The sequence below is a fragment of the Nonomuraea sp. H19 genome (genome assembly GCF_052068215.1).
In the GTDB taxonomy this organism is placed as follows: domain Bacteria; phylum Actinomycetota; class Actinomycetes; order Streptosporangiales; family Streptosporangiaceae; genus Nonomuraea.
Map to the genome: position 1 here is coordinate 314,435 of NZ_JBQHCV010000007.1, position 22,265 is coordinate 336,699.

Here is a 22,265-nt window from a genome sequence, read left to right on the forward strand (position 1 = left end):
GTTGATGAGCATTCGACCGATCGACGTGGCCCGGACCGACGGCGGCCCGCAGTGGGTGGAGGCGGTGGGCACGCCCGCCGGCGTCGAGGTCTGGTGGGACGAGCCGCGCCCGCACGAGGGCGGCAGGCGCTGCGTGGTGCGCCGGCTGCCGGACGGCTCCCGCGCCGACGCGCTGCCCCCCGGGTGGAACGCGCGCAACCGGGTGGTCGAGTACGGCGGCCGCTCCTGGCGCCCGCTGCCCGGCGGCGGCCTGGTCTTCACGAACTGGGCCGACCAGCGCCTCTACCGCTTGGAAGACGACGCCGAGCCCGTGCCGATCACCCCGGAAGGCCCCTCCCGGTACGCGGACCTCTATCTCCCTCCGGGCCGTGACGAGGTGTGGGCGGTGCGCGAGACCGGCGAGGTGCGGGACCTCGTGGCGGTGCCGCTGGACGGCGGCCCGGTCAGGGTCATCGTCCGAGCCCAGCATTTCCTGATGAATCCCCGCATATCCCCCGGCGGCCGATATATCGCCTGGATCGGCTGGGACCACCCCAACATGCCCTGGGACGGCACCGAGCTGCGCGTGGCCCCGCTGCGCGACGACGGCACGGCAGGCGAACACCGCGTGGTCGCCGGCGGCCCCCAGGAGTCGGTGGCGCAGGCCGAGTGGCGCGACGACGCGAGCCTGTACGCGGTGACCGACCCCACCGGCTGGTGGAACGTCCACCTCGTCCACGTCGACGGCACCCCGGGGACGAACCTGACCCCGGTGGAGCTGGAGTTCGGCGGCGCCGCGTGGAAACCCGGCATGACGTATCTCGCCATCGCCGACGACGGCCGCCTGGTCGTCGTGTACGGCACCGCCGACCGCCGCCGCCTGGGCGTGCTGGATCCGGGCACCGGCGAGCTGCGGGAGATCGGCGGCGCGGCCACCCACTGGGCCTCGACCGTGTCCGTCGCGGCGGGCCGGGCGGCGGCCGTGGGCGCGACGCCGTACACGCCCTTGGAGGTCACGCTGGTCGACCTCGAAAGCGGCGCGCACGAGATCGTCTCGGCCCCGAAACCGCTGCCGGACCGCGACCTGCTGCCCACTCCCGAGGCCGTGACGATCGAGGGCGTGCACGCGCACCTCTATCCGCCGGCGGACGTCCGGGGGCCCGGACCGTACGTGGTCTTCGTGCACGGCGGCCCCACCGGCCACCTGCCGATCATGCTGGACCTCGAGATCGCCTACTTCACCAGCCGCGGCCTCGGCGTGGCCGTGGTGAACTACGGCGGCTCGACCGGCTACGGCCGGGCCTACCGGGAGCGGCTGCGGCACCAGTGGGGCGTGGTGGACGTGCAGGACTGCGCCAAAGTGGCGCGCGGCCTGGTGGAGCTGGGCCGCGCCGACGCCGCGAAGATCGCCATCCGGGGCGGCAGCGCCGGCGGCTGGACCACGGTGGCGGCGCTCGTGCACAGCGACGTGTTCGCCGGCGGGGTCGCGCACTACGCGATCACCGACCCGGAGAGCTGGGCGGCCGAGACGCACGACTTCGAGTCCCGCTACCTGGACGGCCTCGTGGGCCCGCTGCCCGAGACGCGGCAGCGCTACGCCGAGCGCTCGCCGCTGCTGAACGCCGCCCGCGCGTCCGGCCCGTGCCTCATGCTGCACGGCCTGGAGGACGCCATCGTGGACGTGAGCCAGGCCGAGCGATTCACCGCCGAATTGGACAAACATGGCAAAGAGTGGGCCTTGCTCACCTACCCCGGCGAGCAGCACGGATGGCGCAGGGAGGAAACTATCGTCGCGGTGCTCGAGGCCGAGCTGGCCTTCTACGGCCTGATCTTCGACATCGACATGCCCGGGGTGCCGCCGCTGAAGCTTAAGGAGAGAGCGTGAAGAGCGTTGCCGAGATCTGCTCGGATCTGATCCGGTTCGACACCACCAACCCTGGCTCGGGGGAGCGCCCGGCGGCCGAGTACGTCGCCACGCTGCTGGCCGACGCGGGCCTGGGACCGGTCGTGTTCGAGTCGGCGCCGCGGCGTACCACCGTCGTGGCCAGGATCGCCGGCGACTCCCCCGACGCGCTGCTCATCCACGGCCACCTCGACGTGGTCCCCGCCGACCCGACCGAGTGGCGGATGCACCCCTTCTCCGGGGAGATCGTGGACGGCTGCGTGTACGGCCGGGGCGCGGTCGACATGAAGGGCTCGTGCGCGATGACCCTGGCGACCGTGCTCGACCTGGCGGCGCGGGGCGTACGTCCCAAGCGTGACCTGGTGCTGGCGTTCCTGGCCGATGAGGAGGCGACGGGCGACTACGGCTCGCGGCACGCGGTGACCGAGCACCGCGAGCTGTTCGACGGCGTGACGGAGGCCATCAGCGAGTCGGGCGGCTTCAGCGTGGCCTCCGGCGGGCAGCGGGTCTACCCGATCGCGGTGGGCGAGCGCGCCACCGCGTGGATGAAGCTCACCGCGCACGGCGTGGCCGGGCACGGCTCGCGTCCCCCGGTGGACAACCCGGTCGCCACGCTGGCGCACGCGCTGTCGCGGCTGGCCGCCCACCAGTGGCCGGTACGCCTGACGCCGTCGGTCGCGGCCCTCATCCGGAGCCTGTCGGAGATCACCGGCCGGCCGATCGACCTGGACCACCTGGACGCCGAGGCGGCCCGGCTCGGCCCGCTCGGCAGCCTGTTCAAGAGCCAGATCCGCAACTCGGCGAACGCGACGATGCTGGCGGCCGGTTACAAGGTCAACGTGGTGCCCTCGACGGCCGAGGCGCACGTGGACGGGCGCTACCTGCCGGGGCTGCGGGAGGAGTTCCTGGAGACGCTCGACGAGCTGCTCGGGCCGAAGATCACCCGGGAGTTCGTCAACCTGGAGGACGCGCCCGCGGCGCCGTACCCGTCGGCGTTCTTCGACGAGCTGGCCGGCGCGCTGGTCGCCGAGGACCCGCTGGCCAGGCCGGTCCCGTACGTGATGAGCGGCGGCACCGACGCCAAGTCCTTCGCCAGGATCGGCATCACGGGGTACGGCTTCGCGCCGCTCATGCTCCGGCCCGACCTGGACTACTTCGGCATGTTCCACGGCAAGGACGAGCGGGTGCCGGTCGAGGGCCTGGAGTTCGGCACGCGGGTTCTGACGCGCCTGCTCGTCTGACGCCCCGCCCGCGGGACGGGCGTCATCCTGTCGCGCGCGCCGATGGGCCGAACCACGTGGCGAGCGCCTCACCGACCCCGTCACGCTCGCCCGCCCACGCGACGTAGCCGTCGGGCCGCACCAGCACCAGGCGCACGTCCCCGGCCGCGTCCCCGGGCGCGGCGGCGGTGCCGGCGGCGGGCGCGGCGGCGGGCGCGGTCGCCCGGGAGGTGACGAGCGCGGCGGAACGGGCCAGACGCACGCGATCGCGATGGCCCGCCACCGCCGCGTCGTCCGGGGCCGCCGGACCCACCAGGAGCCCGCGCCCGTCCCGCAGCAGCTCGGCGAGCGCGGGAGCCGTTCCGCCCGGCTCATGCGGCTCCAGCGGCGGCGCGAACCGCCCGACGAGCGAGACGGCCGAGCCCGGCGCGTAGTCCACGTCCGTGCCGTCGGCCATCCCGGCGAAGTGCCGCCACGCCTCCGGCAGCTCCAGCACCTCCGACAGCACCTCGCGCAGCGCGTCCACCTGCGCTCCCGGCCGCATCAGCGCGACCTGCGCCCGCGTGTTCCGCAGCACCCTGGCCGCCACCGGATGCCGCTCGGCGGTGTAGGTGTCGAGCAGCCCCTCGGGCGCGCGCCCCCGGGCGACGAGGGCCAGTTTCCATCCCAGGTTGAACGCGTCCTGCAGCCCCAGGTTGAGCCCCTGCCCGCCGATGGGCGAGTGCACGTGCGCCGCGTCCCCCGCCAGCAGCACCCGCCCCTTCCGGTACGTCTCCGCGTGCCGCGTGTTGTCGCTGTACCGGATCCCGGTCTCCACGCGCTTGACGACCACGTCGAGGCCGGTGACCCGCCGCAGGCCGGCCTGCAGTTCCCCGGCCGTCATCGGCCCGTCCCGCTGGTCGGGCCCGCCGTCGAACTCGACCGTGGCGATCTCACCAGGGACCAGCGACAGGTTGACCAGCCCACCGGGGCTGCGCAGCGACGACGCGATCGCTCCCGGGTCGGCCAGCTCGGCCACGGCGGTCCGCCCGGTCATGGTCGGCGGCGTGCCGTCGAAGGCGAACCCCGACCGCTTGCGCACCACGCTCCGCCCGCCGTCGCACCCCACCAGGTAGGCGCCGCGTACGGCCCGCCCGTCGGCGAGCGTGGCCACGACACCCGAGGCGTCCTGAGCGACGTCCACCACCTCGCACTCCTGCCGAACCGCAACCCCCATCCCGGCGGCCCGCTCGGCGAGAACGCTCTCCAGCCGGTGCTGCTTGAGCAGGAGGTATTCGGCGTTCCCGGCCTCGTCCAGCAGCGGCAGCCCGCTGAAGTGCCCTCTCATCAGCCCCTTGCCCAGCAGCTCGATCATCAGGGCCACCATGTCTGACCCACCGGGCTCGCGCCGGCCGGCCAGCTCATCGAGCATCGCCCACTGCTCCTGCGCCAAGGGCTCCGCGAGACCGCGCAGGGCCAGGGACTGCATGCTGCGCGCGTTGAGCGAGCGCAGCCCGAGGCTGCGCGTCCGGCGTTCCTCGCCGCCGGCCGCCTCGAGGACCAGCGGGTCCGCCCCCGCCAGCTTGAGCTCGCACGCCAGCAGCAGCCCGACCGGCCCGCCGCCCACGATGATCACGTCAGCTTCCATCGGGCACCTCCATACTTACGCCGTACGCTTACGTCGTAAGTATGGGACATACACCGTAAGCTTTGTCAATCGGGAAGGGCAGGAAGGAGCACTGGATGGCCAGGCGCGAGCCGCTGAACAGGGAGAAGGTCTTGGACGCGGCCCTGGCGCTGGCCGGCGAGGAGGGCCTGGAGGGTCTTTCCATGCGGCGGCTGGCAAAGGCTCTCGGCGTGGAGGCGATGTCGCTCTACAACCACGTCTCGAACAAGGCGGACCTCCTCAACGGCATCGCGGAGCGAGTGTTCAGCGAGATAGAGCGGCCGGACCCGGCGCTGCCGTGGCACGAGCGGGTCCGCGAGCTGGCGCTGAGCATGTACCGGGCGTTCAGCCGGCATCCGGTGGTGCCGCTCGCACTGGTCACCGACCAGTCCAACCCGACGTCCGCACGTGCGCTGGAGCCGCTCGACGCCCTGGTCGGCGCGTTGTTCGAGGCCGGGTTCGACGACGTGGGCACGTGGCGGGCACTGGGCGCGGTCAACGGCCTGGTTTTCGGCACGCTGCTGCAGTCCACGGGCGGCTTCACCGGCGACCCGGGAGTGCATGCGGGCGGCCGGCAGGTCGGCGCGTACATCCGCGAGATGGATCCCGTGGCGCTGCCGCACTTCAGCAGGTTGCTACGCGGGACGCGGCGGGGCGTGGACCCGGCGGCGGATTTCGAGCACGCATTGGATCTGCTGATGAGAGGCCTGATCGCCAAGGCGGCCGGCATACGGGCCGGATAAGGCCGCCGCCAGCTAGTGGAACAAAGCATTCCGTTCTGCTAAACTGAAGCTCTCCACGAAAGGGGGCTCACCGATGAGCGACACGACCACCAGCGGCTGGGACGTTCTGGACGCCGCACACGAGGCGCTGCGCAAGGCCGTCAGCGGCGTTCCCGCCGACGGCTGGGACCTGCCCACGCCCTGCGCGGGCTGGAGTGTCACCAAGGTCCTCCAGCACGCGGCCGGCGACCAGATCGGCTTCGCCGCGGCGCTGACCGGCGAGCCCGGCCCCGCGTTCAACCCGTTCGACCCGTCCGGAGTGCTGGAGGGAGATTCGTCGGCGTTCCTGGAGGACGCCCTGGCGCGCTCGGCCAAGGCGTGGGCGGGCGTCGACCCGGAGGCCGCCGAGGTCGCGACGCCGGTGCCGCCGCACAAGATGTCCCCGTGGTCCGGCTCCACGGCGTGCGCGCTCGACGCCGCCGTGCACGCCTGGGACATCGCCGTCGCCACGGGCCAGGCGTCACCCCTCACGCCCGAACTGGCCACACCCCTGCTGCAGGTCGCCAGGGAGATCGTCGAGCCGCTGCGCGCCTGGGGCGCGTACGCCGCCGCGCTGGAGCCGGAGGCGAGCGACGACGAGGTGGCGGCGCTCCTGCGCTACCTCGGCCGCGACCCCCACTGGACCGCATCCTGACGCGGCATCACGGGCGGGGCGGTCGGGCTCGGCCTGCTGCCCCACCAAGCGAGCTGGACCCTCCTCCTGAGAGGGCGATGTCACGGCCCGGTCCGTTTCCATCACGAGTTGGACGCAGGTAGCACATGCGCGTGTGGCCGTGCGAGAGAAGGAAAGAGACCCGCCGCAGATGGGCAACGGATACACCTTCTCTCCGCACAGGCTGTTCTCGGTGTCGGCTGGTACCGCGTGCCGTATCGCTTCGCGGCCCGCGCCTGACAGCCCAAGGCGGTAATCATCGGCCGGGGCGTCCGTTCCGCTCTCTACCGAGTAGATGAGCAGGTTGTCCCACTGGACCGGCCAGCGCCGTACTCCCCCGGGCAGATCGGCCCAGTCGGCATCCAGTTGAACCAGTGCCAGGGTGCCGCCACGCAGGACATCCACCACGGTCCCGCGCTGCCCCATCAGCAACTCTCCGACGGTCCGGGTACCGGTGGGACTGTGCAGCATGTCCACGATCTTGACCCGGCATCCCAGCTTCGCGCGAGGCTCCTTCATCCTGTGCTCGCTTCCGCTGCATCAGCGAAAGAAGATCAGCGATCGCTTGCGAGAGCGGGTGCTGGTCACTGAACGCGCCGCCAACCCAGCACCCGCGGGGCTGATCGCGCTGACCTGCAGCGAAATCCACCACCTCTTCAACCACCTCATCGCCCAGCCGGTCCGCGACCTCTGGTACCGAATCCGCTGGTCAACCTGGCGACGACAACACCAACACCGCGCCCGAACCTGTCACGACCAGCGACGCACGCCGACGGCAGAACCATAAAGGTCACAACCTTCGGCCGCCGCACGAGTGCTGATTGACGCCGAGCCCGCCAGTGCAGTATGAAACCAGGTGGTTATTGAACTTCAAGGTTATGGATGAGTATGCTCGACGACACCTTCGCCGCCCTCGCCGATCCGACGCGGCGGGCGATCCTCGCCCGGCTCAGGTCTGGCGAGGCCACCGTGACAGAGCTCGCCCGCCCGTTCAACATGAGCCAGCCGGCGATCTCCAAGCACCTCAGGGTGCTCGAACGCGCCGGGCTCGTCTCCCGGGGCCGGGATGCGCAACGGCGACCCTGCCGACTCCAGGCGGGTCCGCTCAAGGCCGCCACCGACTGGCTGGAGGGCTATAGCCGGTTCTGGGAGGACCGGTACCAGAATCTCGACGAACTACTGGACAAACTCAAGGATGAAGAGGCCAACGATGGGTGAGATCGCCGACCGCTACCGGCGGCGCGCAGACGCCTTTGATCGCAAGGTCGCGGCCATACGCCCCGATCAATGGAACAACCCATCCCCGTGCGAGAAGTGGACTGCCCGGGATGTGGTGCAGCACATCATCGACATGCACGGCGTGATACTGCGCCAGCTTGACCGCACGCTCAGCGCCGCGCCGTCCGTGGACGAGGATCCGGTCGCCGCGTTCAGTTCCGCGCGGGCCGACGTCGAGGCGATCCTGGACGACCCTTCGCTGGCGAGCCTTGAGTGTGAAACGCCCACCGGCAGAATGACGGCCGAGGAGCACATCGACAAGGTCCCAAGCGCCGATCTTCCGCTGCACGGATGGGACCTCGCCCGAGCCACCGGCCAGGACGACACGATGGACCCCGCCGATGTGGAATACCACTGGTCGGCCATCACCGCGCTGCCGGTGGACCTGCTGGAGAAGTACCGCACGCCCGGTGCGTTCGGTCCAGGCGTGGAGGTGTTCGGCCCGGAGGTGCGGATCGAGGAGGACGCCCCGCCGCAGGACCGGCTGCTCGGCTTCATCGGCCGCGATCCGCGGTGGTCCGTATGACGGCTGGGGTCACCGTCCTGACGCCGTCCGACCGGACTGTGGTGATGCTGCGGGTCTTCAGCGCCCCTCGCCATCTGGTCTTCGACGCCTGGACCAAGCCCTCGCTGCTGGTCAAGTGGTACGGCGCGCACGGCTGGAACCCGGTCGTGGCCAAGGTCGATCTCCGTGTCGGCGGCGCGTGGCGCTTAGTCTGGGATGGGCCAGACGGCGCCTCGATGGCCTCCAGTGGGGTCTACCGGGAGATCGATCCGCCCGCCCGCCTCGCTTACACGGAGTCCTTCGACGACCATTGGTACCCGGGCGAGTCGCTGGTCAGCCACGACTTCACCGAACAGGACGACAGGACGACGCTGACCACCACAATGCTGTTCGATTCGCAGGACACCCGCGATCTCGTTGTCTCCTCCCCCATGGCCCGCGGTGTGGCCGAGGGCTTTGACCGACTAGATGCAGTGCTATCCCAATGACGTACATCCTGATGCAGGTCAGCGACCAGTCCACCACCAGGTCATCAAGGTAAACACCGTGCTTGCGGAAGGCGGCAGGCGCCCAGACGAGCGCGGCCAGCAGCGCGTCCCATCGCTCGTCTCCCACGGGCTGCGGCTCAGCTTGCAGCAACGACGACTCATGGTCCGGCGGTTCCCAGCGATACTCCTCCAGGAACTCCCATACGAGCTTCATTGGATCTTGTCGTCGGTGCTCGCCACCAGACGCATGGCAAGCTCGGAAAGCGTCATCGGCTCGTAGCCCATCCTCGGCCCGCTCCTGCTCACGCTCGGTTCGATGCTATCGCCGTTTACGTGGCAGCCCAGCTGGTCAGGAGAACTTCGACTTCGGCCGCTCCTGCAGCTCCCCGTCCACGTAGATGTCGAGCTTCTCGTTGTAGAACGCGATCAGCCCGGCGACCCGCTCGCTCTCCGGCAGCGGCGTCCGGTACGACCAGGCCAGGTCCTTCTTGCCGTTGACCGACCAGTACTCCGCCGTCCCCTTGTACGGGCAGTGGGTGACGGTGTCGGTGGGTTCGAGCAGGTCGAGCCGTACGTCCGGCTTCGGCAGGTAGTAGCGGGCCGGCAGCCCCGTCTCGAAGAGGATGCGCGCGCTGCGGGAGTCGGCCACGGTGACCCCGTCCACCTCGACCCGCACGCGCCGCGAACTGGGCAGGATGTCCACCCGCGTGTACGGGTCGCGCGGATGGAAGTAGACCTGCTCGTCCTCCTCGAACCAGGCGTCCATGGCGTCCCACTCGAACCGGACGTGGCCGCGGATCTCCTCAAGCGGCGAGTCCGGGTAGGCCAGCGCCGCGTCGGCGGCCTCCGCGGTGCCGGAGGTGACCGTGTGGACCACGCCGTCGCCCCTGCTCGGGGAGTGCTTGGTGGCCCCGGTCGCCTTGAGCGCGGACTCGTCCACGTCCTCCAGCGGGAAGTAGTAGGTGGGGTAGTAGGGGACTTCCCACACCAGCAGGGCGGAGGTGGTGTCGGCCACCACCCGGCTGCCGAGGTAGGTCCTCACACGCTTGGCCGTGCGCTCGACGCGTACGCGGCCGCGGTTCGCAGCTTCCATGTTCGCGGCAACCCCGGCGGGCGCGCGGCTATTCCACGGCCCTCACCCCAGGCCGAACGCCGCCAGCGTGACCCACGTCGTCAGCGTGCCGACCGCCGCTCCGGCGACCACCTGGGCCCAGGTGTGGTGCGCCAGGCGTACCCTGGCCCAGCACACCAGCGCCACGACGGCGGCCCCGGCGAACGCGGTGGGCCAGGCGGGCAGCACGTGGGCGAGCACCACGACCGTGCCCGCGGACACGGCTGCGTGGAAGGAGATCTTCCAGCGCAACGTGATCGGCACGGTCACGGCCAGCGCCGCCAGCATCGCGGTCACGGTGGCCACGAGCAGCGTCGGCGCCCCCATCACGACCAGCAGCCCCAGCGCCACCAGCACGGCCGCCACCGCGGCGAGCAGCGGGCGGGTGCGGCGGGCGCGGTCCACGATGTGGTGCGAGTCGAGGCGGCCCGAGCGCACGCCCACCGCGATCACCGCGGCCGGCACGCCGCCGCAGAACGCCGACGCCACCAGGCCCCAGGCGGCCCCGCTCCACCCTTGCGCGAGCAGGCCGACCACCGGCGGCATAAGGATCACCAGCACCTGCGGTGCCAGCAGATTCGTCACCCGTTTCGCCACCAGGTCGGCCGTCATGCCACGAAAGATTACGCGATCATGCGGCCCTCTCCGCCCAGGCTCCCTCCTCGCCACGCGGAAGGCCCATGCGCCCCCGGTAGGCGCCGCCACCGGTGATCCGTAGTTCGGTGGCGCGGGCGCTCGCCCGGGGTGTATGTGACGACGTACGCCAAGTGCGGCATCGCGGCGGCGGCCCGCGCCATGCTCGAAGGCATGAGCTATGTCGTCACGGGGAGATGGCCTCGTACAGGCGTCTCGCCTCGTGCAGCACGAGGCTCGACCCCTTGCGCGCGGCCATCTCCGCCAGCCCGAAGATCTCGCCTTTCGCGCCCGCGAGCACAGCCGCCCGCGCGGTGACCCCCAGCAGCTCGCCCAGCCCGGCGCGCGGCCGTTCGCCGGGGCCGGGCAGCAGGAGCGGGAGGGCCACGGCGAGCGTCCGCCACACCTCGGCGTGCGCGCCGGCCGCCGTCAGGTCGCCGAGCGCGGCAGTGATCCTCTTGAGCACGACGAGCTCGTGCCGGATCAGCTCCGCCACGGCCCACCCGAGGTCGGCGGCCGGGAACTGCCCGCGTGCGGCCAGTGTGAGCGCCGCGTCGGCCGCCGCCCGCTGCGCGTCCCGCCGGTGCCCCAGCCCGCCCGCGATCGCGACCGCGGTGGCGGCGCCCACGGGGCCTTCGCCGTGGGCCAGAGTCGCCAGGGCCTCCATCCTGAAGTCGTTGGAGCTGGACACCCAGGGCCTGCAGCGCACGAGCCAGGCGGTCACGATCTCGCGGTGCGAGGGCATGATCATCGGCCACCACAAGGCGTCGCGCGGGTAGGAGAGATAGGTGTACTGGGGGTTGATCACCCACAGCTCCGCCAGCCAGTCGGGCAGGCCCGCAGCTGGCACGACTTTGGGCCGCAGCTGGCGGGACCAGCTGCGGGAGACGTAGGGCGAGCTCTCCTTGTGCAGCTCCCAGTCCACTGCGGGGTCGGGCCACCCGCCGTCGCGCAACCAGGCGGCCAGCGCCCGGCCCGCCTGTGACGGCAGCTTCTCCGCCCGTACGAGCAGCTCGGGATCGATGTGCCGGGGCAGCCGCAGCAGCGCCTGCTCGAAGTCGGCTGGAAGCGGCTCGCTCTCCCCCAGCCGCTCCATCCGCCCTACCAAGGTCTCGGCGTCGACGTGGCCGGTGGGCGCGGTCGGCGTGGCGAGCAGCGCGGGAATCGTCTGCCCGCGCTCGAAGAGCGCGATCACCTCCTCCAGGCGGCGCCGGACGAGGCGCTGGGGCGGCCACTCGCTGGAGACGTGGTAGAAGCTCGTCTGGGCCAGCGACGTGCTCACCTGCCGGCTCTGCTCGGGCGCCACGACCGCCAGCGCGCAGCGGGCCAGCAGAATGGGGACGCCGTGTTCGTGCCCGCTGCGGTCGAACACGGACACGTTGGGGTCGCCCGGCTGCGACCGGCTCTCCTCCCACCACGGCCGCAGCGCCGCCGCCATGCCGTCGCGGTCGCGATGGGTCAGCTCGACGAGCCCGGCCAGGACGCGCTCGCACCGCTGCGGCTCTGGGAACCAGCCCAGCGCCCGCAGCTCAGCGACCAGCTCGGCGGGCGAGGCGAACGGCGGCGCGAGAGCGGGCAGCGCGGGCACGTGCAGGACGGCGGCGACCGGTTGCTCCGGCTCCACACGGGCGATCGCGCCGTAGGCGGCGGCCACGCGCTCGCGCAGGTCGGCGGGCAGCCGGGCCGCCGCCTCGCGGATCGCCTCCCGGCCGGTGTCGTCCGCGTGCGGGGCCAGCTTGACCGCGAGCCGCACCGCGCGTTCCCGCAGGGCCGGGGTCTCTACGTCGAACACGATGGCCAGCGCGGACACCGCGCCGCCGCTCCTCGGCGCGGGCGTCCGCGCCAGCCACTGCACGGCGGACTGGAGGAGCTTCCTCTCCGGCCGGTACGCCAGCGACCCCACGGCCTCGGCGAACAGCTCGTCGTCCAGCAGCCCCGCGGCCTCGGCCCGCTGCAGCTCCTCCAGCGCGAGCTGCGCCAGCGGCGGCGCGGCTGACGGCAGCAGGCGGACGAAGTCGAGGACCGGGATCTCCTCCGGCTCCGGCCGCAGCAGCCGCCAGAACCGTACGAACGGGGCGATCTCCTCGGCCGGGCCGCCGGTCAGAAACCGGCCGGCGCAGCCGTCGATCAGCGTCCCGCGCGGCACCCGGCCCTCATCGGCCAGCACGGCCAGCTCGCCGAGAATGCTCAGGCCCGTGTTCCAGCGCTCGTCCAGGGCGAGCGGGTCGGCCACGCCCTGCGCCTGGAACAGGCGCGGCAGCAGGGGACCGAGCAGTGGATCGCCGTCGAGGCCACGGCCGCCCCTGCGCCGCCGCAGGACCAGTCGCCAGACCCACCCGACGACGAAGGCGTCGCCGTCCGGCGGCTCGATGCCCGTCTCGGACACCAGCGCGGCGGCCAGGTCCCAGCCGGGCATGCCCTCCATGCGCCGCCACGTCCTGCCGGTCGGCGGCCTCAGCCGGTCCACCAATCGGACGGCCAGGTCACGGCGCCACTCCACGGGGCGGCGCCGCAGCAGGGACACAATGCGGTTGGCGTCCTGCTCGGGGTCGCGCAGCCGGCGCAGCTCCCTGCGGTTCAACCAGGCCGCCACCTGCTGAACCCCGGTGAAGCAGGCCGCCCCCGCCAGCCGGTATCCGGGTGCCAGGCCCTCGATCTCCCAGCGGGCCTCGAACCCGCCGCGCAGCTCCTCGGCCAGGTGGCCCGGGAGCTGCATGGCGACCGCCCGCCGGCCCAAGTCGCTCAGCCCGTCCAGGAACTTCGCCAGGTCCTCGTCATCACCCGCCTCGATGCGGTCGAGGACCTCCTGCCAGGGATTCATGCGGGCACCTCGTTCCACCAGGCGCCCCGGCCCGTCGCCGCGGTGCGGCGGGCCCGCCATAAACAAGCGATCATGGCCCGGACCCTAACCGCCGGCTCCGACAATCCGTCCCGCACCCGAACGGGAGGCCGTGACAGTGTGACGGTTCCCGCCGGAACGCTCAGCGATGGGTGGCAGGTCCGGTGGCGGGCCCGCTGTCGATGTCGAGCGGGTAGGGCACACGTAAGCAGCTCCAGAAGAAGGCCCGCAGCCCGGTTGACGGGTACGGAGGTTGCGGGCGCTGGCTCATCCCCTTCCAAGCCCGCCTTCAAAGACCATAGAGCCGGCGTCACGGGTGGGCGTGCCTGGTATCTCGCTCAGCGCGGGCTGTCAGCTGGGACAGTTGACCTCAACACTGCTTGAGCTTCTAGCGTGGTCTGCATTCCCGTTCAGACGCTCATGGAGGATCACGATGCGGATCAGCACGACCTTGCCCATGACGCAGACCGGCGTTCCCGACATTGCGATGGCGCGGCACCTTGAGGATCTTGGCTACGATGCGGTGAGCATGGCCGATTTCATCGTCGGCGATGGGACGCCGAGCTTTGACGCCACGCTCGTTCTGGCCGCGGCCGCAACCGTGACCGAAAGGATCGGGATCGAGTTCGGCGTGCTCAGCCTTCCATTGCGTCCCTCGGCATGGGTCGCCACGCAGATGCAGACACTTCAGCATCTGTCGGGCAACCGCGTTGTCCTCGGCGTCGGGATCGGTGGTTTCCCGGGCTCGCCGTTCTGGCGTGCGGTCGGAGGGCCGCTGCACGGGCGGGGACGCTTGACCGACGTCGCGCTGCAAGCATTGCCGGGCCTCATCCGTGGCGAGCCGACCAAGCTGGGGGACGAGGAAATCACCCTTGGCCCCGCTGCTGCGGTCCCGCCGATCCTGATCGGCGGGAACTCCGAAGCGGCGATGCGCCGCGCCGTCCTTTACGGGGACGGCTGGGCACCCTCCCTGATCAGCCCTGCAACTCTGGCCGAGAAGGTGGTACGGCTGCGCGAGATCGCCGACGAGCTCGAGCGCCCAGTCCCTTCGATCTCCGTAGGGGGCCACGCGATCCTCGTCGACAACCCGGCTGCCATCGAATCCATCACCCGCATTCTCGTGGAGGTGCATCGCATGCCGCCGGAGAAAGCAGCCAACGTCCCAGTCACCGGCAGCACGGCCCAGGTGGCAGAACGCCTCCAGGCCTACTCCGAGGCCGGAGCCGACATGGTCGGGCTCGGTCTTGACGGCGGGGACTGGATGCGGCAGGCGGAGGCTCTCGCCGAGGCCAGAGCACAGCTGAGCCATCCCGAGAAGGTGGCAGCGCCCCAATCCCCGCATGATCATCGTCCTTCCTGAGGTCATGACCGCGGCACTAGGCTCTCCGACCAGGCAGCAGCACCCTGATCCGCTCAAGCGTCGCTGTCGCAGGACGCTGAAGGGCATCGTCGGGCAGCCCGTCCTCCGGGGCCCGCAGCGCTGCTCGACGGCCTGGGTGTGGGATCTCATGGACTCATAGCGGGTTTCGCCGCGGTGATGGATGACGCGAACGCTCCTTCCGCCGATGGCGTGTTCGGCTTCTTCGGCCATCGGGTGCTTGTTCTCCTTGGGCGCCCAGCAGACCGGCAATGGGTCATTGCTGCCGTCCGAGGGGTTCACGTAGTCCACTCCGACCATTTCGGTGGAGTCGCTCTGCTTTTCGCAGATCGAATAGCTGGCCTCGTTCCAGTTTGCGGCGTGCGTGCAGGGTGTAGGGCTGTCGGCGCTCAGCCCCTTGGGGCCGCCACAGTCTCTGAGGAAATGAGTCCAGCCGGAGTCACAGGTCGCGATGTTCCGGAAGATGCCCTCTCTGAGGTCTCGCAGGCAGTTGACTCTCATGTTCAGCCCGAACGCGCACTCATCGGGAGAAAGCCCTTCGCTCGCGCAGCCGAGATTCCTCTCGAGGAGGTCGGAGCAACCCACCTGCAATGTGTGGCATACGCCGGCGACCTCGGGCCTGGGCGGAAGCAGGATCGTTCGGATTCGCCGCGGCGTGTGTCGCGGCGGCCATCGCCGTAGCGGTCATTGCCCCGTGCGGGTCGCGGTGACGGTTGCGTGCGTGCGGTGGTGGTGGTGGTGGCCGGCGCCGGGTGCCGAGACGGGTGGTGGGGGCGGAGATGCGGTGGACGGCGCGGGGTCAGCCCTTGCCGGCCGCGTTCACGATCCGGGTCGTGGAGCGGTCCGGGATGGCCTCCAGTTCCCAGCAATCGGCCCCGAGGATCGCGGCCGCCGTCGCGCGGGCGCCCGCGTGCGGATCGCCCGCCGTGTGCGCCAGCGCCCCCGGCCGCATCGGGACCAGCAGGTCGATGTAGTCCTCGGGCCCGTGCGACTCGGGCGGCCCCGTCACGATGAACACGCCGGCCACGAAGCGGAGCGCGGCCAGCACCTCTGCCCGCTCCGCCGCCGGGTTGAACGGCCGGGTCGGCCCCTTCCACGCCCGCACCCGCGGATCGTCCTCGACCCCGACGACGAGCGGCAGCCCGCGGGCCGCCACCGCGCCCAGATAGCGCACGTGTCCCACGTGCAGGATGTCGAAGACTCCGGTCACGACCGCCGCCCCCGGCCGATCGTATGGCTGCACCCAGACGGCCTCCAGGCTGCTCACGCGACCTCCTCCGCTCCCCCACGGGCCTCGACGATTCCCCCACGGGCCTAGACGCCTCGTCCGATCGCAGCGTACTCGGTCGGTGTCCGCGACCGCGCAGGCGACCTTGGGAAAGGGCATTCCTACCTTTTCGCGATAATCTCCCGACCATGTCCGGCGCGTCTCATAACGCAGTCTGAGGATGGGGCCCGACTATGGGGGAGGTCGCCGTGGCACCGCCGGACTTTGACCGCGTCAATGGGGATGATGCGCCCGGTTCCACCGCTTTGGGGGCCCGGCTGGCGGGGGTCGCCTCGCAGGTGTCCAGGGCCAGGGCGCTCGTGACGGCCGCGCTCGGCCGCGACCACCCGCTGTACGACGACGTGGTCCTGCTCACCAGCGAGCTGGCCACGAACGCCGTCCTGCACACCCGGTCAGGGGCGGGCGGCTCGTTCACGGTGACGGTGACGAGCTCCGACTCGGCGGTACGGGTCTACGTGGCGGACGCCGGGTCGGACGAGCCGCCGTGCGTGTGCCGTACGAGCGTGCAGGCCACCAGTGGGCGTGGCCTGCCGCTGATCGAGGCGCTCAGCCACCGCTGGGGCTTCACCCGCGAGGACGGCTCGACGACGGTCTGGTTCGAGATGGTGCACGCGGGCGTGCCGGCGGGGGTGGCCGTTTAGACGTCGAGCCGGCACAGGCCCTCGGCGAGGGCCTTGGTGGTGAGGCGGGTACGGCTGTCGCAGCCCAGCTTGGCGAAGATGTGCTCCAGATGCGTGGTCACCGTGCGGACGCTGAGCACCAGCGCGGCGGCGATCTGCGGATTGGAGTCGCCGGCCGCCACCCGCGTGAGCACGTCCACTTCCCTGCCGGTCAGGTCGTACGGCAGCGAGCACGGGCGCTCGGCGGCGATGGCGCCCTGCAGCGAGCCCTGGAACCCGACGCCCGCCCGCAGCAGCCGCAGTTCGTGCCAGCGCCCGCGGCCGTCGAACCAGAGGCCGTGCCTGCTCAGCTCCCGCGAGTCGATGAACGCCCGGGCGAACGCGGCCATCGCCGGATCGTCCCACAGCGCGGCCGAGACCTCGCGGCCGGGAACCTCGCGCCGGATGCCGAGCCGGTCGAAGGCGACCGCGCGGAAGCCGGCAGGCAGCCCCACCGGGTCGATCACGCACCTGGTCAGGTCGGTGACGTGCGCCAGCATCGGGCTCACCGCCGCCACGAGCGCGCCGGTGCGCCGCGGGAACGCCTCTCTGGACGCCAGGTGCAGCAGCCCCGTGTAGCGGCCCTCATTCAGGAACAGCGGCGCGGTCAGCCCGGCCCGCCATCCGTAGGGGGCCAGGTGCCGGCGGAAGTAGCGCTCGGTGCCCGGCTGGGGCATGCTCACCGGCGCCCTGGTGGCCAGGGCCGTGCGGTACGCGTCCAGCCCGGCGTATTCCTCGGCGGCGTCGCCGTCGATGCGCCGATGCCCGTCGGACATGACGCTGTGATGCCGCCCCGTGGCGGGGTCGAACGCGACGAACTCGTACGCGTCGACCGGGACCACCCGGCGCAGCGCCGTCATCGCCCCGTGCGCGCCCCCGCCGCCCGCCACCTGGTAGCCGACCTCGGCGAACGCCTGCAGCTGGCAGACGTCCAGGGTGATCTCGGCCACGCAGCCTTTATATCATTTGCCAATCCTTGGGGTCTTCTTGAAGCTTTTTTTCACAGACGCTCGAATGCTATGGTCGATGGCATGCAGCGCGCTTTCGTCACGACGACGCCGGACCTCGTCCCGGCGCGCTGACTCCATGCTTCCCGGGCGAACGCCCGGGAGCTGGTCGTTCGCCCTTTCTCGCAAAGGATGATCATGAACGACCACCGCAAGCTCGGCCGCGAGCTGGGCATCTTCGACACCGACCCGATGATCGGCTCCGGCCTGCCCTACTGGCTGCCCGCGGGCGCGGCCCTGCGCAAGGCCATCGAGGACTACGTCCACGAGCTCGAACGCCGCAACGGCTACCAGCACGTCAACTCGCCGGTGCTGGGCAAACGGGAGCTCTACCAGCGCTCAGGACACTGGGCGCACTACGCGGAGGACATGTTCCCGCCCATGAACGTGGGCGGCGAGGAGTTCGTGCTGCGCCCCAGCCTGTGCCCGCACCACGCGCTCATCTACCGCTCCCGCCGGCGCAGCCACCGCGAGCTGCCGCTGCGCCTGGCCGAGCTGGGGGGGCAGTACCGCGCCGAACTGTCCGGCGTCCTGGGCGGCCTGACCAGGGTGCGCTCCATCCAGCTCAACGACGGCCACGTGTTCTGCCCGCCCGAGCAGGCCGCCGCCGAGGTCTCGGCCGCGCTCGACCTGATCGAGGCCGCGCACGCGCAGCTCGGCATCAGGGCCGCGCGCTACCGCCTGTCGCTGCGCGGCGACGGCGACAAGTTCGTCGACGACCCCGCCATGTGGGCGCGCTCGGAGGCCGTCCTGCGCGAGGCGCTGAAGGAGCGCGGCCAGGACTACGACGAGGAGCGCGGCGAGGGCGCCTTCTACGGGCCGAAGATCGACGTCCAGGTCACCGACCCGGCCGGCCGCGAGAGCTCCCTCTGCACTGTCCAGGTGGACTACTTCCAGCCCGAACGCTTCGACCTGAGCTACGTCGGCGGCCACCGGCCCGTCATGGTGCACCGCAGCGTCGTCGGCAGCATGGAACGCCTGGTCGCGCACCTCATCGAGGTGCACGGCGGCGCGTTCCCCGCGTGGCTGGCGCCCGTCCAGGCGGTGGTGCTGCCGCTGTCGGACGCCGAGCTGCCCGCCGCCGAGGACCTGCTGCGCCGCTGCCTGGCCGCCGGGCTGCGGGCGGAGCTGGCGGCCGCCGGCCGGGGCAGCCTCGGCGCCAGGATCAGGGCGCATCGGCTGGTGCCGTACCAACTCGTGGTGGGGCCGCGCGAGGTGGCGAGCGGTCAGGCGGCGGTACGGCTGCGCGACGGCAGCCAGGCGGGCGAGGTGCCCATCGACCGGCTGGCGGCGGATTCGCGGCCTTTGTTCTGAGTAAGGAGATCAATCAGATAACAGAGTCTTCCCACACCAGGTAACCGGCTCGTAAAGTCCCTGCAACGCGGTGTCGGGGAGGATGTCTTGACCGAGCTGAGTGATCGTGAGGCCGAACTGGTCTCCGCCCACGAGCAGGAACGCCCGGCGCGGCAACTCGGCGGGGCGCTCAGGCTGGGCGTGTGGATCGTGGGCGGGCTGCTGTCGGCCTATTCGCTGGTGGTGGTGTTCCGGCCGGTCGAGGCTCTCCAGCACCGGATGACGTTCCTGGCGGTGGCGCTGCCGCTGGTCTTCCTGTGCTACCGCTCAGGGATGTCGTCGCTGGTGCGCCGGCGGCTCAGGCGCGAGCCCGCCCCCACGCCGGAGGCCGGCGGAGAGGATGACCCGCTGGCCGGGGTGTCCAGGGCGGTGGCGCATCCGAAGGGGACGCGCAGCGCCGAACGGCCGACCGTCGCCGACTGGCTGCTTGCCGCCGCCGCGCTGGCCGTGCTGGTCTACCCGCTGTTCGACATGGAAGGGATCCGGGTCCGCGGCTCGGGCTCCGCGCTGACGGACCTGGACATCGTGGCCGGGCTCGTGCTGACGGTGCTGCTGCTGGAGGCGGTACGGCGTACCGTCGGATGGTCGTTGACCATCATTTGCATACTGTTCCTGATTTATGCCTACTACGGGGCATATCTGCCGATTGATTGGACGATCGGGCATCGCGGGTTCGACCTCGGGCAGATCGTGTCGCAGCTCTACACCGGCACCGAGGGCTTCTTCGGCGTGCCGATGCAGGTGGCCGCGAGCTACATCATCCTGTTCACGATCTACGGCGCCGTGCTGGACTACTCGGGCGCCAGCCGGTTCTTCATCGACCTGAGCTTCGCCGCCTTCCGCAAGTCCCGCGCCGCGCCCGGCCGTACCGTCACCACGGCCGGATTCCTGCTCGGCACCGTGTCCGGGTCGGGCGTGGCCACCACGGTGAGCCTCGGCAGCGTGGCCTGGCCGGTGCTGCGGCGGGCCGGCTACCCGAGAGAGCCCGCGGGCGGCATCCTGGCCGCCGGCGGCATCGGCGCGATCCTGTCCCCGCCCACGCTGGGCGCGGCGGCGTTCATCATCGCCGAATACATCCAGGTCAGCTACCTCGAAGTGCTGCTGTACGCGACGATCCCGACGCTCCTGTACTACCTGGGCATCTTCCTGGCCATCGAGATCGACTCACGCCGCTTCGGCACCCACGCCGTGCCGGTGGACGCCCCCAAAGCCGGTCGGCTGCTGCTGCGCTTCGGCTACCACTTCAGCTCGCTCATCCTCATCATCGTGCTCATGGCGCTGGACCGGTCGGCGTTCCAGGCCGTGGTGATCGCGACGGCGGTCGCGTTCGCGCTGTCGTTCCTCGACCCGCGGCACCGGATGACCCCGAAGCACGTCGGGCAGGCGCTGGCCAAGGGGACGCTGGAGGTGCTGCCGGTGACCGCGGTGTGCGCGGCGGCAGGCATCATCGTGGGTGCGATCACGCTGACCGGGCTCGGACAGAGCCTGGCCGACATCATCGTGGACATGGGCGCGGGCAGCCTCGTCCTCACGACGGCCCTGTCCGCCATCGCGGTCATGGTGCTGGGCCTGGCCGTGCCGGTGACCGCGAGCTTCATCATCGCCGCGGTGATCATCGGCCCGGCGATGTTCAAGCTGGGCGTCACCAAGCCCGAGGCGTACATGTTCATCTTCTACTACGCGGTGCTGTCGGAGGTGAGCCCGCCCACGGCGCTGTCGTCGGTCGCGGCGGCGGCGATCACCGGCGGCAACACGTACAAGACGATGATGATGACCTGGCGCTACACGCTGCCTGCGTTCCTCGTGCCGTTCGCCTTCGTGCTGACCCCGAACGGGCAGGCCCTGCTCGGGCAGGGGCCGATCGGCACCGTGCTGCTGATGACCGCGGTCTCGGCCGTCGCCGTGGCGGCCCTCGCCATGGCCACGGGCGGGCTGAGCGGCCCGGCCGAGCGGGTGCTGGCGGCGGTGGCCGCGGTGCTGCTGCTGTTCCTCGAACCCGTACCCATCGTCGCCGGCCTGGCCGTGCTGGCCGTGGCCGCCGCCGTGCATCTCGTCAGAAGAAGGAGAAGGGACCCAGCGTGAAGCGGATCTTTGCGATAGTCGCCGCAGCCGTCCTGACCGCGGCGGGCTGCGGCGGTGGCGGGAGCGGTGGCGGCTCGGGCAACCGGCTGTCGATCGCCACGGGCGGTACGACGGGCGTCTACTACGTGTACGGCGGCGGCTTGGCCAAGCAGCTGTCGGCCAGCATCCCCAACACCCGGGCCAACGCGTCGGTCACCTCGGCCTCCGTCGAGAACATCAAGCTGCTGGCCAGCGGCAAGGCCGACATCGGCTTCTCCCAGGTCGACACCGCGGCCGACGCGGTCAACGGCAAGGACACCTTCACCGCCCCGCAGCCGATCAAGGCGATCGCCCGGATCTACGACAACTACACGCACGTCGTGGTCGCACCGGGCGTCACCGCGACCAAGGTGGCCGACCTGAAGGGCAAGAGCGTCTCGCTCGGCCCGGCCAACTCCGGCACCCAGGTCGTGGCGCGGCGCATGCTGGAGGCGGCGGGCCTGAACCCCGACACCGACATCACCAAGCAGCAGCTGTCGATCAACGAGTCGGTGCAGGCCGTCAAGGACGGCACGATCGAGGCGTTCTTCTGGGTCGGCGGGCTGCCCACCGCGGGCATCACCGACCTGGCCACGAGCAAGCCGGACATGAAGCTGCTCGACACCTCCGACGTGCTGGAGAAGATGCGCACCACGTACGGCGAGCAGTACGTGGGCCTCGACGTCGACCTGTCCACCTACAAGCTGAGCGGCACGGTCAAGACCGTCGGCATCGCCAACGTGCTCCTGGTGCCGGACAAGATGAGCGAGCAGCTCGCCTACGACATCACCAAGACCCTGTTCGAGAAGAAGGCCGAGCTGTCGGCCGTGCACCCGGAGGCCAAGAAGCTCGACCTCACGCTGGGCCAGCAGGTGGCCCCGGTCCAGCTGCACCCGGGCGCCGCCCGCTACTTCAAGGAAAAGGCCTGACCAGGCTGCTCCTGGCGCTCGCGGCGGTGCTGGCGCTCGGCGCCGGCGGCGGCGCCGGGCGCCTCACCGTGCACGGCCTGCCCGTCTCCGGCGCCTTCATGATCGGATACATCCATTCGATCTACCGGGCGCCGGCGGCGGAGGTGTTCACGGTCGAGGGACGTCGTTTCACCATGCGAGCGGTCGTCTCAGTCAGCGAGAACGTGCTCGACTACTACGCCTTGGCGGGCACGCGCAGCCGGACGCGGACGGGCGCCTGGATGCTGCGCCTGGCCGCGCCCGCCACGTACGAGGAGCTGTCCCTGCTCACCACCTCGATCGGCCGCAGGACGCTGCTGGCCGGCGGCCGCTGCCTGCCGCTCTATCCCGGCACGGGCGCCGCCGAGGTCCGCCTCACGGTGGAACTCACCCTGACCGCCCGCAGCGAGCCGTGCCGCGCGCCATATGATGGGGCCGCGTTCGGCGGTCCATCGCAAGTATCCAGGTCGTGACCGCTCGGTTCCGGTGAAGACGGGT

At 71.1% G+C, this 22,265-nt stretch carries 20 protein-coding genes; 14 read left to right on the forward strand and 6 right to left on the reverse strand.

Annotated features, from left to right (window positions below; translation table 11 throughout):
- The first annotated feature begins 4 nt into the window (after window positions 1-4).
- Together ACTMTI_RS17865 and ACTMTI_RS17870 are read left to right on the forward strand one after the other, a co-directional pair.
- A complete protein-coding gene (locus ACTMTI_RS17865) occupies window positions 5-1,864 on the forward strand; it encodes a prolyl oligopeptidase family serine peptidase (protein WP_441121497.1) in 1,860 nt (619 codons plus the stop codon).
- Window positions 1,861-3,123: a M20/M25/M40 family metallo-hydrolase gene (locus ACTMTI_RS17870; RefSeq protein WP_441121498.1), complete on the forward strand. Its 1,263-nt coding sequence runs from the start codon at window positions 1,861-1,863 to the stop codon at window positions 3,121-3,123. Before ACTMTI_RS17865 ends, ACTMTI_RS17870 begins: the two co-directional genes overlap by 4 nt.
- Window positions 3,124-3,145: 22 nt before the next feature.
- Here the strand turns inward: ACTMTI_RS17870 and ACTMTI_RS17875 are convergent, their stop codons facing one another.
- Window positions 3,146-4,729 (reverse strand): FAD-dependent monooxygenase, encoded by a 1,584-nt coding sequence (locus ACTMTI_RS17875; protein WP_441121499.1) that lies wholly within the window; start codon window positions 4,727-4,729, stop codon window positions 3,146-3,148.
- A gap of 95 nt (window positions 4,730-4,824) precedes the next feature.
- Here ACTMTI_RS17875 and ACTMTI_RS17880 point away from each other — a divergent pair, with 95 nt between their 5' ends.
- From ACTMTI_RS17880 to ACTMTI_RS17905, 6 genes are all read left to right on the forward strand, one after another.
- Window positions 4,825-5,490: a TetR family transcriptional regulator gene (locus tag ACTMTI_RS17880; RefSeq protein WP_441121500.1), complete on the forward strand. Its 666-nt coding sequence runs from the start codon at window positions 4,825-4,827 to the stop codon at window positions 5,488-5,490.
- A gap of 73 nt (window positions 5,491-5,563) precedes the next feature.
- Window positions 5,564-6,163, forward strand: a complete 600-nt coding sequence (locus tag ACTMTI_RS17885) for a TIGR03086 family metal-binding protein (RefSeq protein WP_441121501.1) — start codon at window positions 5,564-5,566, stop codon at window positions 6,161-6,163.
- Window positions 6,164-6,650: 487 nt separating this feature from the next.
- Window positions 6,651-6,968, forward strand: coding sequence for a hypothetical protein (locus tag ACTMTI_RS17890; RefSeq protein ID WP_441121502.1), 318 nt, complete (start codon window positions 6,651-6,653; stop codon window positions 6,966-6,968).
- A gap of 101 nt (window positions 6,969-7,069) precedes the next feature.
- Window positions 7,070-7,399 (forward strand): ArsR/SmtB family transcription factor, encoded by a 330-nt coding sequence (locus ACTMTI_RS17895; RefSeq protein ID WP_441121503.1) that lies wholly within the window; start codon window positions 7,070-7,072, stop codon window positions 7,397-7,399.
- On the forward strand, window positions 7,392-7,985 hold the full coding sequence (locus ACTMTI_RS17900; protein WP_441121505.1) for a TIGR03086 family metal-binding protein: 594 nt from the start codon (window positions 7,392-7,394) through the stop codon (window positions 7,983-7,985). The genes ACTMTI_RS17895 and ACTMTI_RS17900 overlap by 8 nt, the downstream gene beginning before the upstream one ends.
- Window positions 7,982-8,452, forward strand: coding sequence for an SRPBCC family protein (locus ACTMTI_RS17905; RefSeq protein ID WP_441121506.1), 471 nt, complete (start codon window positions 7,982-7,984; stop codon window positions 8,450-8,452). Before ACTMTI_RS17900 ends, ACTMTI_RS17905 begins: the two co-directional genes overlap by 4 nt.
- A 349-nt stretch (window positions 8,453-8,801) precedes the next feature.
- On the opposite strand, the gene ACTMTI_RS17910 is transcribed toward ACTMTI_RS17905, so the two are convergent.
- From ACTMTI_RS17910 to ACTMTI_RS17920, 3 genes are all read right to left on the reverse strand, one after another.
- Complete coding sequence (locus tag ACTMTI_RS17910) at window positions 8,802-9,545, reverse strand: DUF427 domain-containing protein (RefSeq protein WP_441121507.1); 744 nt, start codon at window positions 9,543-9,545, stop codon at window positions 8,802-8,804.
- A gap of 42 nt (window positions 9,546-9,587) precedes the next feature.
- Window positions 9,588-10,175, reverse strand: a complete 588-nt coding sequence (locus ACTMTI_RS17915; protein ID WP_441121508.1) for a hypothetical protein — start codon at window positions 10,173-10,175, stop codon at window positions 9,588-9,590.
- Between the two features lie 208 nt (window positions 10,176-10,383).
- A complete protein-coding gene (locus ACTMTI_RS17920) occupies window positions 10,384-13,017 on the reverse strand; it encodes a DUF7825 domain-containing protein (protein ID WP_441121509.1) in 2,634 nt (877 codons plus the stop codon).
- A 451-nt stretch (window positions 13,018-13,468) separates the two neighbouring features.
- Between ACTMTI_RS17920 and ACTMTI_RS17925 the strand changes: the two genes are divergently transcribed.
- On the forward strand, window positions 13,469-14,395 hold the full coding sequence (locus tag ACTMTI_RS17925; protein WP_441121510.1) for an LLM class flavin-dependent oxidoreductase: 927 nt from the start codon (window positions 13,469-13,471) through the stop codon (window positions 14,393-14,395).
- Window positions 14,396-15,212: 817 nt separating this feature from the next.
- On the opposite strand, the gene ACTMTI_RS17930 is transcribed toward ACTMTI_RS17925, so the two are convergent.
- Window positions 15,213-15,680, reverse strand: a complete 468-nt coding sequence (locus ACTMTI_RS17930; RefSeq protein WP_441121511.1) for an adenylyltransferase/cytidyltransferase family protein — start codon at window positions 15,678-15,680, stop codon at window positions 15,213-15,215.
- Window positions 15,681-15,889: 209 nt separating this feature from the next.
- On the opposite strand from ACTMTI_RS17930, the gene ACTMTI_RS17935 reads away from it, so the two are divergent.
- On the forward strand, window positions 15,890-16,342 hold the full coding sequence (locus ACTMTI_RS17935; protein WP_441121512.1) for an ATP-binding protein: 453 nt from the start codon (window positions 15,890-15,892) through the stop codon (window positions 16,340-16,342).
- Here ACTMTI_RS17935 and ACTMTI_RS17940 read toward each other — a convergent pair.
- On the reverse strand, window positions 16,339-17,310 hold the full coding sequence (locus tag ACTMTI_RS17940; RefSeq protein ID WP_441121513.1) for a response regulator transcription factor: 972 nt from the start codon (window positions 17,308-17,310) through the stop codon (window positions 16,339-16,341). The genes ACTMTI_RS17935 and ACTMTI_RS17940 overlap by 4 nt on opposite strands.
- A 195-nt stretch (window positions 17,311-17,505) precedes the next feature.
- On the opposite strand from ACTMTI_RS17940, the gene thrS reads away from it, so the two are divergent.
- The 4 genes from thrS (at window position 17,506) to ACTMTI_RS17960 (ending at window position 22,240) form a co-directional block, all read left to right on the forward strand.
- Window positions 17,506-18,681, forward strand: a complete 1,176-nt coding sequence (thrS, locus tag ACTMTI_RS17945; RefSeq protein WP_441121514.1) for a threonine--tRNA ligase — start codon at window positions 17,506-17,508, stop codon at window positions 18,679-18,681.
- Between the two features lie 87 nt (window positions 18,682-18,768).
- On the forward strand, window positions 18,769-20,802 hold the full coding sequence (locus ACTMTI_RS17950; RefSeq protein ID WP_441121515.1) for a TRAP transporter permease: 2,034 nt from the start codon (window positions 18,769-18,771) through the stop codon (window positions 20,800-20,802).
- A complete protein-coding gene (locus ACTMTI_RS17955) occupies window positions 20,799-21,749 on the forward strand; it encodes a TAXI family TRAP transporter solute-binding subunit (protein WP_441121516.1) in 951 nt (316 codons plus the stop codon). The genes ACTMTI_RS17950 and ACTMTI_RS17955 overlap by 4 nt, the downstream gene beginning before the upstream one ends.
- A 26-nt stretch (window positions 21,750-21,775) precedes the next feature.
- Window positions 21,776-22,240: a hypothetical protein gene (locus ACTMTI_RS17960; protein WP_441121517.1), complete on the forward strand. Its 465-nt coding sequence runs from the start codon at window positions 21,776-21,778 to the stop codon at window positions 22,238-22,240.
- Window positions 22,241-22,265: the final 25 nt, after the last annotated feature.

Bases quoted from the DNA above. Each gene is read 5' to 3' on its own strand.
- ACTMTI_RS17865 (WP_441121497.1), top strand. From the start codon at position 5: ATGAGCATTCGACCGATCGACGTGGCCCGGACCGACGGCGGCCCGCAG.
- ACTMTI_RS17875 (WP_441121499.1), bottom strand. From the start codon at position 4,729: ATGGAAGCTGACGTGATCATCGTGGGCGGCGGGCCGGTCGGGCTGCTG.
- ACTMTI_RS17880 (WP_441121500.1), top strand. From the start codon at position 4,825: ATGGCCAGGCGCGAGCCGCTGAACAGGGAGAAGGTCTTGGACGCGGCC.
- ACTMTI_RS17885 (WP_441121501.1), top strand. From the start codon at position 5,564: ATGAGCGACACGACCACCAGCGGCTGGGACGTTCTGGACGCCGCACAC.
- ACTMTI_RS17890 (WP_441121502.1), top strand. From the start codon at position 6,651: ATGTCCACGATCTTGACCCGGCATCCCAGCTTCGCGCGAGGCTCCTTC.
- ACTMTI_RS17895 (WP_441121503.1), top strand. From the start codon at position 7,070: ATGCTCGACGACACCTTCGCCGCCCTCGCCGATCCGACGCGGCGGGCG.
- ACTMTI_RS17900 (WP_441121505.1), top strand. From the start codon at position 7,392: ATGGGTGAGATCGCCGACCGCTACCGGCGGCGCGCAGACGCCTTTGAT.
- ACTMTI_RS17905 (WP_441121506.1), top strand. From the start codon at position 7,982: ATGACGGCTGGGGTCACCGTCCTGACGCCGTCCGACCGGACTGTGGTG.
- ACTMTI_RS17910 (WP_441121507.1), bottom strand. From the start codon at position 9,545: ATGGAAGCTGCGAACCGCGGCCGCGTACGCGTCGAGCGCACGGCCAAG.
- ACTMTI_RS17915 (WP_441121508.1), bottom strand. From the start codon at position 10,175: ATGACGGCCGACCTGGTGGCGAAACGGGTGACGAATCTGCTGGCACCG.
- ACTMTI_RS17920 (WP_441121509.1), bottom strand. From the start codon at position 13,017: ATGAATCCCTGGCAGGAGGTCCTCGACCGCATCGAGGCGGGTGATGAC.
- ACTMTI_RS17925 (WP_441121510.1), top strand. From the start codon at position 13,469: ATGCGGATCAGCACGACCTTGCCCATGACGCAGACCGGCGTTCCCGAC.
- thrS (WP_441121514.1), top strand. From the start codon at position 17,506: ATGAACGACCACCGCAAGCTCGGCCGCGAGCTGGGCATCTTCGACACC.